The following is a 14,290-nucleotide window of genomic DNA, read 5'->3' as shown; positions in this document are numbered from 1 at the left end:
AGGATTGAGCCCGTTAGGGTTATGGCATACTATTTCGGCATGTTTTAAACACTCGTTTTTCTGGAGGCCGAAATGGCACAATCTGATACGGTGTCGCGTATTCTTGATACCGCTGAGGTGCTGTTTGCAGAGCGTGGTTTTGCTGAAACGTCGCTGCGCAACATCACTAGCAAAGCCCGGGTCAATTTAGCGGCCGTCAACTATCACTTTGGCTCTAAAAAAGCCTTGATTCAGGCGGTCTTCTCACGCTATCTGGATCCCTTCACTCTGCGCTTTCATACTGCGCTCGACGAGCTAGAAGCTCGCTATACCGATAGCCATATCCCGTTGGAGGAACTGCTCGAAACCATGGCAACAACGGTGCTGGCAGTGCCCGCTGAGCGCAATAGTCTAAAAGTGTTTATGCGCTTGCTCGGGCTGGCCTATAGCCAGGCTCAAGGGCATTTACGGCGTCATATTCAAGAGCAGTATGGCGAGGTGTTCGCGCGCTTTACTGAGCTGGTCCGCCAGGCCACGCCGGATCTTCCTGATTCAGAACGCTTCTGGCGGCTACACTTTATGCTGGGTACCGTCATCTTTACCTTGTCGGGTCTGGATGCTCTACGGGATATTGCGGCTAAAGATTATCAAGAACAGGTCACCGTGCGTGATCTGGTACGTCGCTTGCGGCCAGTGGTCGTCGCCGCCATGAACGCGCCATTACCTCCGGCTGTAGAAGAGGGGCATCATGCGAACGCCAACGCTAGCTGAGCTGCCACCTAGCCAAACTGGCTGGATCGAGATTGATACCGATACACAGCAGTTGCGTTGGTGGCAGGGGCAAAAGGTGTGCTTTGAATGCGAAATATCGTCAGGCAAAGCGGGTGTAGGCCAACAGGAAGGTAGCGGTCAAACGCCACATGGCTGGCACTATGTGCGAGCGGCGATTGGCAAGGACCTGCCGATCAACGCGGTGTTTAGAGGTCGACGTTTTACCGGCGAGGTGTTTTCAACGCCGCTGGCCGAAGCAAACCCGACGCGTGACTGGATTTTGACACGCATTTTATGGTTGTGCGGTCTGGAGCGGGGATTCAACCGCGCAGGCTCGGTTGATTCTCAGCGCCGCTATATCTATTTGCACGGTACACCACCCAATCAGCCAATGGGAATGCCGGCTTCCCATGGCTGTATACGCTTACGCAATCAGGATCTGCTGTATGTCTTTGAGCGCGCGCTGCCTGGCACCCCCGTATGGCTTCATGGCAGCGATCAATAGCGGTCGCGGGTAAGGTTTTTTGACTCTGAGCGTTGATCGTCTAAAATCACCGGCCCTTTTGTTGGATCCATGATAATGACTCAACCTATTGGCCCGGTCATGCTCGACCTGGAAGGGCCGCGATTGAACAGCGCTGAAAAGCGCTTACTGCTTGAACCCGCCGTTGGTGGCGTCATTCTGTTTGCCCGTAATGTGGAAGACGCCTACCAGGTGCGCAAGCTGTGCAGTGATATCCGGCGTGTGCGCGGTGATCTGCTGCTGGCGGTAGACCAAGAGGGAGGCCGCGTTCAACGCATTAAAAAGGGGCTTACCCGGCTGCCAGCCATGGCCCGCATTGGTGAGCGCTATGTTCAGGACCCCGAAGAAGGCACCTTGCTTGCCATTGATGCGGGCTGGCTGCTAGGTATGGAAATGGCCGCGTGCGGGCTGGATATCAGTTTTGCGCCGGTACTCGATGTCGATAGCGGCATTTCCAGCGTGATAGGCGATCGTAGCTTTAGTGGTGACCCTCACCACGTAGCCCAACTAGGCGCGGCCTTTGTGGAAGGCTTGCACCAGGCAGGTATGGCGGCGGTAGGTAAGCATTTTCCTGGTCACGGCGGTGTAGCCGCAGATTCCCACGTTGCCTTGCCTGTCGATGAGCGTTCAATGGAGACGATTAAGCAACGCGACCTTGTCCCCTTTGAACGACTTGCCCCTAAGCTTGATGGCATCATGCCCGCGCATGTGATTTATCGAGCGTTTGATACACGCCCGGCGGGTTTTTCACCCAGCTGGCTGGGCATGCTGCGTGAATCGCTGGGCTTTAAAGGCTGCATTTTTTCAGATGATTTAAGTATGGCGGGCGCTCACGAAGCGGGCGAGCCACGTGAACGTGCCGCTGCTGCGCTCGCGGCTGGTTGCGATATGTTGTTGGTGTGTAACGACCGCGCCGCTGCCCTGGATGTGATAGATGCCTGCCAGGGGGTTGCCAATAAGCGACCTGCAAAACTGCGCTATGGGCGTGCACGCCCTGATTTGGATGCGCTGACGGCGCTGGGGCGCTGGCGACGAACGCATGCCAAGCTCGAAGCGCTCTAATCCCACCTGATTTTTCTTTTCGTAATACTGCTACTTTTTGGGGAGTAACCCAATGTCTAAACTGGATAAAGAGGCCCTTGAGTCGCTGGACTCGATGCGCCAGCTCATGGATACCGCCGACTGTTTGATTTCCCAGCAGCAGGTTGAGCGCGCTCTAGATCGCATGGCCGAAGCGATCACCAAGGATTTAGGCGATAAGCTGCCGGTTTTTTATTGTGTTATGAACGGTGGATTAATCACAACCGGCCATTTGCTGACCCGCTTGGGCTTTCCGCTGGAAGTCGACTACCTACACGCTACGCGTTACCGCAACGAGCTGCGTGGCGGCGAGCTTTTTTGGCGCGTGTCGCCTGAAGTACCGATGGCTGGACGGCATGTAGTGATCGTGGATGACATTCTGGATGAAGGGTCGACGCTCGCCGCGATACTTGGCTATTGCAAAGAAGCCCAGGCTGCCAGCGTGACGACGGCGGTACTGGTGGATAAGCAGCATGATCGAAAAGCGGTGCCGGGCTTGAAAGCTGATTACTGCAGCTTAGAAGTCGCGGACCGCTATGTCTTTGGTTTCGGGATGGATTACAAAGGCTACTGGCGTAACGCCCCGGGTATCTTCGCCCCTAAAGGAATGTAGTTGTAACTGTGTTATTCAATGTCGGCTTAGCGAGGGGAGAAACGCCGCGCTAAGCCGGTCTCTGCAATCATCCGTGTCGAGATTTCTTCCACAGAAAAGCGCGTCGCATCGATAAACGGGATATGCATAATCCGGTAAAGCGCTTCGGCCTGTTCGACTTCCTGCAAACACTGATCCATTGAGCTATAGCGGCTGTTCGGCCGACGTTCATTGCGTATGGCGGATAGCCTGCGGGCATCGATAGTTAAACCAAACAGCTTGCGCCGGTGTGGTGCTAATGCCTTGGGCAGCTTGAGCGTGCCGTCTTCGTCAAGGTCGTCCTCGGTAAGCGGGTAGTTAGCCGCTCGAATGCCAAACTGAAGCGCCAAATAAAGCGACGTGGGCGTTTTTCCGCAGCGCGATACGCCTACCAGAATAATATCGGCTTTATCGTATTGGTGCGTGCGGGCGCCATCGTCGTTATCAAGTGCGAAGTGCACCGAATGAATCCGGTCCATATACACATCGTCACTGCCAATCGAGTGGGTTCTGCCTACGCTGTAAGACGAATGAGTACCTAACTCCTGCTCCAATGGTTTCAAAAAGGTAGAAAAAATATCCACCTTGAAGCCCGGAGCTTTGCGAATCACATCACGTATTTGCTGATCAACAATGGTGTCGATAATAATTGGCTGCTGACCATCGCGGGCCGCAGTGGATTCAATAATCTGAGCAAGCGCTTCGGCTTTTTCAAGCGTATCGATATAAGGCTTGGTCAGCATGTTGATTTCAACATCGCTGAACTGGGCCAACAGGCTTCGGCCCAAGCTTTCGGCCGTAATGCCGGTGCCATCAGAAATAAAAAAAGCTGTCCGCTTCATAAACACGTCCGCCAATCAATAATCGGGTTGCTATTGTGTGCCGAGCATTCGTTAAGCACAACGTCCCTGGCCACTACATAAATCGACCATATTCGCGTTTTGTTGTAAAAATCCTCCACTCCCTTCGCTATTAGACCAATGGCGAATAGGTTGGCACGGTGATAGGGTGACATGGTCAATGATTAGCGGTCTAAAAGATTGCATCAACGTCTTAAAGCGAGGGGGTTGCGTGGAAGAGTACATTCTGTGGTTCGATCAGCTAGGTATGGCGGACGTCGAACGCGTGGGTGGTAAGAATGCCTCGCTTGGCGAGATGATTTCCAACTTGTCAGGTGTAGGGGTAACCGTACCTGGTGGGTTTGCCACTACTGCTCACGCTTATCGTGAGTTTCTCTCGCATGAAGGGCTCAATGAGCGCATTAACAGCACCTTGGCGCGCCTGGACGTTGATGATGTTAACGCACTGGCTGAAGCCGGTCGCAATATCCGCCAGTGGGTCATTGATACACCGCTGCCGCCCGCGTTTGAAAGCGCACTGCGCCAAGCTTATACGCAGCTGCAGGAGCAACATCCTCAGTTAAAAGTGGCGGTACGCAGCTCGGCGACTGCTGAAGATCTTCCAGATGCCTCCTTTGCTGGTCAGCAGGAAACCTTTCTGAACATTGAAGGTTTCGACAATATTAAGCGCGCTGTTCATGAAGTATTCGCGTCGCTGTTTAATGACCGTGCAATTTCTTACCGCGTTCACCGCGGCTACGCCCATGAAAACGTCGCACTGTCGGCGGGCGTTCAAAAAATGGTGCGTTCTGAAACGGGTGCCTCAGGGGTTATGTTCACCCTGGATACTGAGTCGGGTTACCGCGATGCCGTGTTCGTTACCGCCTCGTGGGGGCTAGGCGAAACCGTCGTGCAGGGAGCCGTTAACCCTGACGAATTTTATGTCCATAAGGGCACCCTGGCAGCTGGCCGCCCGGCGGTTCTGCGCCGTAACTTGGGTTCCAAGTTAATCAAGATGATCTACGGCCAGGAAACCAGTGCTGGGAAGTCCGTTGAAACCGTTGATGTGCCGCTTAACCAGCGCGGCTGCTTCTGCATAAACGATCAGCAAGTGATGGATCTTGCCCGTCAGGCCGTCACAATTGAGCAACATTACCAGCGTCCGATGGATATTGAGTGGGCGCTCGATGGTGATGATGGCGAACTTTACATCGTTCAGGCGCGTCCTGAGACGGTAGTTTCACAGCAGGAAGGCGGCAAATTAGAGCGTTTTCAGCTGCGCGAGAAGGGGCGTACGCTGATTACCGGCCGGGCGATCGGTCAGCGCATTGGTCGTGGTACGGTAAAAGTAGTCATGAGCCCCGAAGAGATGGATAAGGTGCTAGACGGTGATATTCTGGTAACCGACATGACCGATCCAGACTGGGAGCCTATTATGAAGCGGGCTTCTGCCATCGTCACCAATCGCGGTGGGCGTACCTGCCACGCGGCGATTATTGCCCGCGAGCTAGGCATACCTGCGGTGGTTGGCTGTGGTGATGCAACGCAACAGCTTAGAGAAGGCATGGATGTCACCGTTTCCTGTGCTGAAGGTGATACGGGGCACGTTTACGAAGGGCTACTGGATTTTGACTGCAAAGTATCAAGCGTCGATGCTATGCCTGAAATCCCGTTCAAAATCATGATGAACGTGGGCAACCCTGATCGCGCGTTTGGGTTTTCAAGTCTACCTAACGCTGGCGTAGGGCTTGCCCGTCTAGAGTTCATTATTAATCGTATGATTGGCGTTCATCCTAAGGCGCTACTGGATTATGCAACGCTACCCGCTGACCTGCAGCAGGTGATTGATCTGCGCACGTCTGGCTATGCCGACCCGGTGACCTTCTACGTGGACAAGCTGGTGGAAGGGATTTCTACGCTGGCGGCAGCGTTCTATCCTCAGCGAGTCATTGTGCGGCTGTCTGATTTTAAATCAAATGAGTACGAGAACTTAATTGGCGGCAAGCTTTATGAGCCGGGTGAAGAAAATCCCATGCTGGGCTTCCGTGGTGCTTCGCGCTACATTTCGGATTCGTTCCGTCCCTGTTTTGAGCTTGAGTGTCGCGCATTGAAATACGTGCGTGAGGAAATGGGGTTCGATAACATCGAAATCATGGTGCCGTTCGTACGCACCACGGATGAAGCTAAAGAGGTCGTTGATCTATTAGCGGCCAATGGTTTAGCGCGCGGTGGTGATAGTGGCCTGAAAGTTATCATGATGTGTGAGTTGCCGGCCAATGCGCTGCTTGCTGACGAATTCCTCGAATATTTCGACGGTTTCTCGATTGGCTCTAACGACCTGACACAGCTAACGCTGGGGCTGGATCGTGACTCGGGTATCGTGGCGCATCTATTTGATGAGCGTAATGCCGCTGTTAAAAAGTTGCTGGCAATGGCGATTCAAGCCTGTAAGGCGCAAGGTAAATATGTTGGTATCTGCGGTCAGGGGCCTTCGGATCACCCTGAGCTGGCTAAGTGGCTGATGGAGCAAGGAATCGATTCTGTTTCCTTAAACCCAGACGCAGTGCTTGAAACGTGGTTCATGCTGGCAGGCGAAACGATTAGCTAGTGCTGAACAGCGAGCCAGTAATTTTGTGCCCGGCCATTGTGCCGGGCACATGCGTTTTATAGGCTACGCTTTGGTTTGGTTATTGCCTTGATATTTCTAAGACGCAAGAGGGTGCTGTAATGTCCCCAGTAAAGGTTAATGTAGCGCTATCAGGATTGTTGTTAGTGCCGCTGTATAGCTTTGGGTTTAGCTATGAAACGCCATCAGTGACCCCAGAAGTCGGGTCGGGCTATGAGGAGAAGCCCGGTTGGTCGGCTGCGTCATTCGCTGTCGCGGCGGCTAATCCGCTGGCCACTGATGCGGGTTATCAAGTGCTCGCCAATGGCGGTAATGCCGTTGACGCGGCCATTGCCGTGCAGATGGTATTAACACTTGTGGAACCACAGTCCAGCGGTATTGGCGGCGGTGCCTTTTTAATGCATTACGACGGTTCTGATGTTCAGGCCTACGATGGCCGCGAAACGGCGCCCGCGGCGGTAACCGGTGAGCTGTTCATGCAAGACGGCGAGCCGCTGCCTTTTATGGATGCCGTGGCGAGCGGGCTTTCAGTCGGCGTGCCGGGAACGGTGCGAATGCTGGAGCAGGCACATAAAGAGCATGGCCAATTAGCTTGGGAAGAACTGTTTGTACCTGCGATTACGCTTGCTGAAGAAGGCTTTGCCGTTAGCCAGCGTTTGCATACCAGTCTTACAAGCGATGAAGCGTTAAAAAACGATCCACTAGCCGGACAGTTTTACTATAACGCAGACGGTGAACCGCTAGCCGTTGGCGATACCCTGAAAAACCCAGCGCTAGCCGAAATACTGCGCCGTATTGCTTCCCAGGGAAGTGCCGCGCTTTATGAGGGTGAGATTGCCGAAGATTTAGTCAACCGCGTGCAGAGCCATGATGTTCGCCCAGGCAGCATGACACTGGAGGATATTCAGGATTACCAGGCGGTTGAGCGAGACCCGCTGTGTACCCCTTGGCAGCAGTGGGAGGTATGCGGCTTTCCACCACCGTCCTCAGGGCACATTACTATCATGCAAATACTTGGCATGTTGGATCAGCGGCCTCTGCTGGAAGCGCCCTTGGATGACGGCGTATCAAGCAGTGGTTGGCTGCATCAGTTTCTCGAGGCCTCGCGGCTGGCGTTTGCCGATCGAGGTCGCTATATCGCCGACCCTGACTTTGTCGAAGCGCCAGGCGGGGACTGGACTTTGATGCTGGCGCCGGATTACCTGGCTTCACGCAGCGAGCTAATTGGTGACACCAGCATGGGTGACAGCGCGCAGCCGGGCAACCCAGGCGAGCAAAACGTTAGTTGGGCTTCTCAGCCAACGCAGCCCGAGTATGGGACCAGCCATATCAGTATCATCGATGGCGAGGGCAACGCAATTGCCATGACGACTTCCATTGAGCAGGCGTTTGGCTCGCGCATTATGGCCGATGGCGGGACTGGTTTACCGGGCGGTTATTTGCTTAACAATGAACTCACGGACTTTTCTTTTGTACCCGAAGTAGACGGTGAGCCGGTTGCCAACCGCGTTGAACCGGGCAAACGCCCACGTTCGAGCATGAGTCCTACGCTGGTGTTTGACGGAGAGACGGGCGAATTGGTGGCGAGCCTTGGGTCGCCAGGCGGTGCTGCGATTATTCACTATACGGCACGTACCCTAGTCGCCATGCGTGATTGGGGCATGAATGCCCAAGAGGCGCTTAATCTGCCCCATGCCATTACCACCGGTGGCGATGTCTATCTCGAAGAGGGCCGCTTCCCCGATGCAACCAAGCAGGCGCTTGAGGCGTATGGTCACACGATAAGTGAACGTGTACTCACTAGCGGCCTACAGGCAATCCGCCGTCTTGAAGACGGTACGCTGTTTGGTGGAGCAGACCCGCGCCGTGAAGGCGTCGTAATGGGCGACTAATTTATTGCCCTTATCAGTGACGTGCAAAAACAGGCAGTTTAGCCCGTCTTGCGCGTCACTGACGCAGCCAATTACGCAGTTTCACTAGCAGCAACGACCCATCACTTAGCGCTTGGCGCTCCTCAATAAGCTCACGTAGGCGGCTTGGGTGATCCGTAATGATAGCGTCAACGCCTAAATCAATTAGCGTTGACATGCGGGCACGGTCGTTCACCGTCCAGGCGTGTATTTCATAGCCATAAAGCGCTGCCAGACGCACTTCCTCTTCACTAATGCGGTTATGGCGAAGCCCTAATGCATCGAAGCTGCGCCTGTCTAATGTGCCGGGCAGAATCAGCTGGGCAAGCAGCGTGACACGCAGTTCAGGAACGTAATCTTTTATATACGTGACCAGCGTAGGTGATACGGTGGCAACCCGCATATCTCTGAGCGCATCAGGAAAGCCACACTGCCCATAAGCAGCTAAAGGATTGTTGCTTGCAGCCCAGCACGCGTAACGGAAATCCGTTTCTGATCGTAGCTGCTCAATTACAGCGTTAGCGAGCGCCTGCTCTTGGCCGGGCAATGACTTCATATCAATCATTAATCCGGCTTTACCCCGTACGTGGTCCAGGACTTCTTCAAGGCTTGCTATGGGTTCATTTTGAAAGGCATCCCCGAACCAGCTGCCTATATCATATTGGCTAAGTTCCTCGCGAGTCAGATCGCCAAATTCGCGATCATCACCGGTTAATCTTGCTAGGCTGCGATCATGGTAAATCATGACCTGCTCATCGGCCGTCAGGCGTACATCCAGCTCAACATAATCGGCCTTGTCAATCAGGGCCTGATCCACGGCCGCCAGGGTGTTTTCGGGCGCTACCATGGAGCTGCCGCGGTGAGCGATCACCTCGACGTTATCGCGTAGTTCGAAGCTATTTAAAATCCACCAGGCCTGTAAGCCAGCAAAGAGCAGAACGCTAAGCTCCACAGCCCAAGCGAAACGGCCAGGGCTGGCGCTTTCGGGTGGGGGCGCTGGGCGCATCTCACGGTGAGCTAACTGAAGGTACAAACAGGCGCAAAGCAGCGCGTTGGCCACAATGCCGATAAAAGTGATCGCCAGGGTTAACAGCAGATAGCCGGTCAAATAGGCAAACATGGCCGGGATCAAAAACGCGTTATGTTCGGGTAACCACCAGAGCAACGGTGTTACCAGCGTGTCAAACGCGATGGTCGTGACAATAGGTAGCGCAATAATAAGCAGTAGCAGGGTAAGTACGGCGGCGCCTATCGAGCGGTGCCATCCGCGCGTCAAATACACGCTGCGCTTTAGAGCGTGTAGCGGGTGGCAGTTTTCCAGGGCTACCAGAGGGAGCGCCAGCAGCCAGCGTAAATAAAGCCAGGCGGCTAACCCCATCCAGGTAAACACAAGCGGAAGGGCACAGGCGATAAAGTACCAGAGCACAGGCGGCTTTACGCGCTGTAGGTAGTAAGGGTCAATGCCGCTTAGCCAAACGTCATAAAGCCAGGCGAGGCCCGCCATAAAGGGTGCCAGCAGCAGCAGATGCGTACCTACCTGAAGGACAACCAGCCCAGCAAGTGCAGGCACGCGGCGAAAGCTTAGCCAGAGTGCCTCAAAGGCAAGCCGGTAATGATTACCGCGCGGGCGCACGGCGACCTGCAGCATGCCTGCCTGTTGCCAGTAAATGATCAAAAACGTAAAGCCCAGACCTACCAGCATGCCAGCAAGACCCAAGGGGCTGAATATCAGGCTGATCAACTCATCGTTGGTGACGACCGTGCGCTTTAACTGGGCAAGCATGCCCTGAGTTATCCATCCAATTAAGGGTAATAACAAAGCTGAGGCTAGTAGCGTAAAAAACAGATGATAGGCGATCAAGGGCCGCAGATGGTCACGCAGTGTTTTTAGTAAGGCGGAGCCAAGGTGGGTCAGTGGCTGCATTGTCTTTTTAAATCATTAGGATGATTCCACAGATTGGCAGTATCTGGGGGCGCTCGCAAGTGGCTACTCAAGGTATTGAGTATAAAAAAACGCCCCACAACTATGTATCGTGTGGGGCGTTCGGTCATCGACTCAGAAGTAATGAATCGTCATCTCTTCTGTGATGTTGCGAGCATCGGCGATAGAGTGGTTACGCTTCTTGAGCAACCGGGATCACGTTTGAGGCAATCTTCTGATATTCCTCAATTTCGTGGAAGTTCATGTAACGATAGATCTCTCCCGCCATGGCGTCAAATTCACTCATGTAACGCTGATACTCTTCAACGCTTGGCAGGCGACCTTCAACCGCAGCAACGGCGGCTAGTTCCGCTGAGGCGAGGTACACGTTGGCACCATCACCTAAACGGTTCGGGAAGTTACGTGTAGACGTAGACACTACGGTGCTTTTTGCCGCAACGCGCGCCTGGTTACCCATACACAGTGAACATCCCGGCATTTCCATACGCGCACCGGCACGACCATAAATGCCGTAGTAGCCCTCTTCGGTCAACTGGTGCTGGTCCATTTTGGTCGGCGGTGCCAGCCACAGGCGAGTTTTCAGGCTGCCTGCAGGCTGCTTTTCAAGAAGTTTACCTGCTGCGCGGAAGTGACCAATGTTGGTCATGCACGAGCCGATAAAGACTTCGTCAATTTTTTCGCCGGCTACATCAGAGAGCAAGCGAGCGTCGTCAGGATCGTTAGGCGCGCAAAGTACCGGCTCTTTGATCTCGGACAGATCAATTTCGATCACTTCGGCGTATTCAGCGTCGGCATCGGCGCGCATCAGGCTCGGGTTAGCAAGCCATGCTTCCATGCCTTCGATACGACGACTAATCGTACGTTCATCGCCGTAGCCGTTGGCAATCATCCACTTGAGCAGGGTGATGTTGGATTTCAGGTACTCAGTGACGCTCTCATCCGACAGCGTAATGGTACAGCCCGCGGCAGAGCGCTCGGCAGAGGCATCGGAAAGTTCGAACGCCTGCTCGACCGTCAGGTCTTCAAGGCCTTCGATTTCCAGTACGCGGCCAGAGAACGCATTCTTCTTGTTGGCTTTATCAACCGTCAGAAGGCCCTGCTTAATACCGTAAAGCGGAATGGCGTGAACCAGGTCGCGCAGGGTAACGCCAGGCTGGCGCTTGCCTTTAAAGCGAACCAGTACGGATTCCGGCATATCCAGCGGCATAACGCCGGTAGCGGCTGCGAACGCAACCAGGCCAGAACCGGCCGGGAACGAGATACCCAGCGGGAAACGGGTGTGCGAGTCGCCACCGGTGCCCACTGTGTCAGGCAGCAGCATACGGTTCAGCCAGCTGTGGATGATACCGTCGCCAGGACGCAGCGATACACCACCACGGTTCATGATGAAGTCAGGCAGGGTGTGGTGAGTGTCCACGTCAACCGGCTTGGGATAAGCGGCAGTGTGACAGAACGACTGCATGACCAAGTCAGCCTGGAAGCCTAAACAAGCCAGATCTTTCAGTTCGTCACGGGTCATCGGGCCCGTGGTGTCCTGAGAGCCGACCGTGGACATTTTAGGTTCGCAGTACATACCCGGACGAACGCCTTCCAGGCCGCACGCCTTGCCGACCATTTTCTGCGCCAGGGTAAAGCCTTTGCCGGTGTCCTTGGGCTGGTCGGGCAGACGGAATAAGTCAGACGCTTCCAAACCTAAAGACTCGCGTGCTTTGCCCGTAAGGCCGCGGCCGATAATCAACGGAATACGGCCGCCAGCACGTACTTCATCCAGAATCAGCTGGGTCTTCAGTTCAAAGGTGGTGATTACTTCGTCGGTGCCGTGCTTGCATACTTTGCCTGCATAGGGGTAAACGTCGATCACATCGCCCATTGCCAGCTTGGTGACGTCCAGCTCAACCGGAAGCGCACCGGAATCTTCCATGGTGTTGAAGAAGATCGGAGCAATCTTGCTGCCAAAGCAGAAGCCGCCAGCGCGCTTGTTGGGAACGTAAGGGATGTCGTCACCAAAGAACCACAGCACAGAGTTGGTGGCTGATTTGCGTGAAGAACCGGTACCCACTACGTCACCAACGTAAGCGACCGGGAAGCCCTTGGCTTTAACTTCTTCAATCTGCTTGAGCGGGCCCATGGAGCCGGGTACTTCAGGCACAATGCCGTCACGCTCGTTTTTGAGCATGGCATTGGCGTGCAAAGGGATATCCGGGCGCGACCAGGCATCGGGGGCTGGTGACAGGTCATCGGTGTTGGTCTCACCCGGTACCTTGAAGACGGTCAGGGTGATCTTTTCTTCCAAAGCAGGCTTGGAAAGGAACCACTCTGCTTCAGCCCAGGACTGAATAACGTCCTTGGCAACGCTGTTGCCATTTTTGGCGCGCTCTTCGACATCGTGGAAGGCGTCAAACATCAGCAGGGTGTGCTTGAGCTGTTCGCCGGCTTCGCGGGCAAGCTCTTCGTTATCCAGAAGCTCGACCATGGAAACGATGTTGTAACCGCCTTGCATCGTACCCAGCAGCTTGACTGCATGGATTTTATCGATCAGCGGCGAGGAAGCTTCGCATTTGGCGATAGCGGTAAGAAAGCCCGCTTTTACATAAGCGGCTTCATCAACACCCGGCGGAACCCGGTTGGTAATCAGGTCAAGGATGAATTCTTCTTCACCGGCCGGAGGGGTTTTCAAAAGCTCAATCAAGGCGGCAACTTGCTCGGCGTTTAAAGGCTTGGCGGGTACGCCCTCGGCGGCGCGTTCCTCGACATGTTGGCGATATGCTTCAAGCACGTTGGGGCCCTCTCATCTGCTTTATGGTGGCGAACACACACTTTCACGGTATTAAAGCGTGCGCTCGGACACATGACATACGCTTGACAAACAGCGTCTGGTTGGATGGCACAGATTCTACGGGAAACTGTCGACAATGTTAAGAAGAAGGGTTGGCAGGAATGTTGCACTTTATGTTGAGATTGTAATTAAGTATTTGATAATAATGGTATTTTAATATAATTGGCAGCTAAGGTAGCACCATTTTAGCTAAAAACGGTTCATCAATATGGCGATAAAGATGCGGTTGGCGTTACAGCGCGTTACCATAACCTACGCTTTAAAACGCTAAGTGTATTTTGCTCTTGGCCTGAAAAAAGCCTGATTATGTAACAGGCGTTATTTTTGATATTGGCTTTTTACTATACAAAAAGTATTACGTCGCGCTTACGTAGGTGATTTATTGGGTATACAAGTTTTAGTATATAGGTAATGAGATAGGTCAAACGCCCTCAGCGTTTATATGTTGTACAATAGTGAAATAAACGCTCGGAAGAATGTTATGTCGATACAACTTGGTGTGTTAGAAACAGCTGATCATATTGTGCAAGCAGATGATCTGCTCCCCAAAAGCCTTAACGAATTTCTTGCCTGTCAAACGCCTGACAGCTGGCTTCAGTGGGCAATGATTAATCCAGAAATCTTGCTTATTGATCACGCTCAATGTGAGAAAAAAGCGGCCTCGACTGCGATGAGCTTGTTGTATCGCTATGTAGATCAGCACCTTTTATTAAGCAAAATGTCACAGCTGGCACGCGAAGAACTTCTGCATTTTGAGCAGGTGGTCGGCTTGATGGAACAGCGTGGCGTGAAATACCGGCATTTAACGGCCTCGCGTTATGCTGAAGGTTTACGGCGCCATGTGCGCAGTAATGATCCCGAGCGCTTGATTGACGTGTTGATTATTGGGGCGTTAATCGAAGCGCGTAGCTGTGAGCGCTTCGCGCGATTAATCCCGTACTTGGATGAAGAACTAGCCAAATTCTACCGTACATTGGTGAAGTCTGAAGGGCGCCATTTTGAAGACTATCTCTTGCTTGCTCGGCAGCAAACAAAGGATTTAATTGATGAAAGAATCGCTTTTTTTGTCGCCCAAGAAGCAGAGCTGGTAACGTCACCCGATACGGCTTTTCGTTTTCATAGCGGTGTGCCTGCTTAACGCACCGCTAGCCCA

General features: G+C 53.6%; 10 protein-coding genes. 7 read left to right on the top strand and 3 right to left on the bottom strand.

The features are described from left to right. The first annotated feature begins 72 nt into the window (after window positions 1-72). The 4 genes from INT33_RS08835 to INT33_RS08820 all read left to right on the top strand — a co-directional run bounded on the left by INT33_RS08835 (window position 73) and on the right by INT33_RS08820 (window position 2,966). Entirely contained in the window at window positions 73-750 is a 678-nt protein-coding gene (locus INT33_RS08835; protein WP_192538263.1) for a TetR/AcrR family transcriptional regulator, read from the top strand. Next, window positions 728-1,255, top strand: coding sequence for a L,D-transpeptidase (locus INT33_RS08830; RefSeq protein WP_193091675.1), 528 nt, complete (start codon window positions 728-730; stop codon window positions 1,253-1,255). The genes INT33_RS08835 and INT33_RS08830 overlap by 23 nt, the downstream gene beginning before the upstream one ends. Before the next feature lie 75 nt (window positions 1,256-1,330). Beyond that, window positions 1,331-2,335 carry a beta-N-acetylhexosaminidase gene (nagZ, locus tag INT33_RS08825; protein ID WP_193091674.1) on the top strand — a complete coding sequence of 335 codons (1,005 nt, stop codon included), beginning with the start codon at window positions 1,331-1,333 and terminating at the stop codon, window positions 2,333-2,335. Window positions 2,336-2,387: 52 nt separating this feature from the next. Beyond that, window positions 2,388-2,966: a hypoxanthine-guanine phosphoribosyltransferase gene (locus tag INT33_RS08820; protein ID WP_193091673.1), complete on the top strand. Its 579-nt coding sequence runs from the start codon at window positions 2,388-2,390 to the stop codon at window positions 2,964-2,966. 26 nt (window positions 2,967-2,992) lie between these two features. On the opposite strand, the gene ppsR is transcribed toward INT33_RS08820, so the two are convergent. Continuing rightward, entirely contained in the window at window positions 2,993-3,826 is an 834-nt protein-coding gene (ppsR, locus tag INT33_RS08815) for a posphoenolpyruvate synthetase regulatory kinase/phosphorylase PpsR (RefSeq protein WP_192538260.1), read from the bottom strand. Between the two features lie 229 nt (window positions 3,827-4,055). On the opposite strand from ppsR, the gene ppsA reads away from it, so the two are divergent. Continuing rightward, window positions 4,056-6,431: a phosphoenolpyruvate synthase gene (gene ppsA, locus INT33_RS08810; protein ID WP_193091672.1), complete on the top strand. Its 2,376-nt coding sequence runs from the start codon at window positions 4,056-4,058 to the stop codon at window positions 6,429-6,431. 119 nt (window positions 6,432-6,550) lie between these two features. After that, window positions 6,551-8,341: a gamma-glutamyltransferase gene (ggt, locus tag INT33_RS08805; protein WP_193091671.1), complete on the top strand. Its 1,791-nt coding sequence runs from the start codon at window positions 6,551-6,553 to the stop codon at window positions 8,339-8,341. 55 nt (window positions 8,342-8,396) lie between these two features. Here ggt and INT33_RS08800 read toward each other — a convergent pair whose 3' ends face one another. Together INT33_RS08800 and acnB are read right to left on the bottom strand one after the other, a co-directional pair. Next, window positions 8,397-10,283, bottom strand: a complete 1,887-nt coding sequence (locus INT33_RS08800) for a glycerophosphodiester phosphodiesterase family protein (protein ID WP_193091670.1) — start codon at window positions 10,281-10,283, stop codon at window positions 8,397-8,399. Between the two features lie 190 nt (window positions 10,284-10,473). After that, on the bottom strand, window positions 10,474-13,077 hold the full coding sequence (acnB, locus tag INT33_RS08795; RefSeq protein WP_193091669.1) for a bifunctional aconitate hydratase 2/2-methylisocitrate dehydratase: 2,604 nt from the start codon (window positions 13,075-13,077) through the stop codon (window positions 10,474-10,476). A gap of 541 nt (window positions 13,078-13,618) precedes the next feature. Between acnB and miaE the strand changes: the two genes are divergently transcribed. After that, window positions 13,619-14,275, top strand: a complete 657-nt coding sequence (gene miaE, locus INT33_RS08790; RefSeq protein WP_193091668.1) for a tRNA-(ms[2]io[6]A)-hydroxylase — start codon at window positions 13,619-13,621, stop codon at window positions 14,273-14,275. The last annotated feature ends 15 nt before the right edge of the window (window positions 14,276-14,290 follow it).

This window comes from Halomonas colorata (genome assembly GCF_014897985.1).
GTDB classification, from domain to species: Bacteria; Pseudomonadota; Gammaproteobacteria; order Pseudomonadales; family Halomonadaceae; genus Vreelandella; species Vreelandella colorata.
This window is presented reverse-complemented; position numbering and strand designations above follow the sequence as displayed.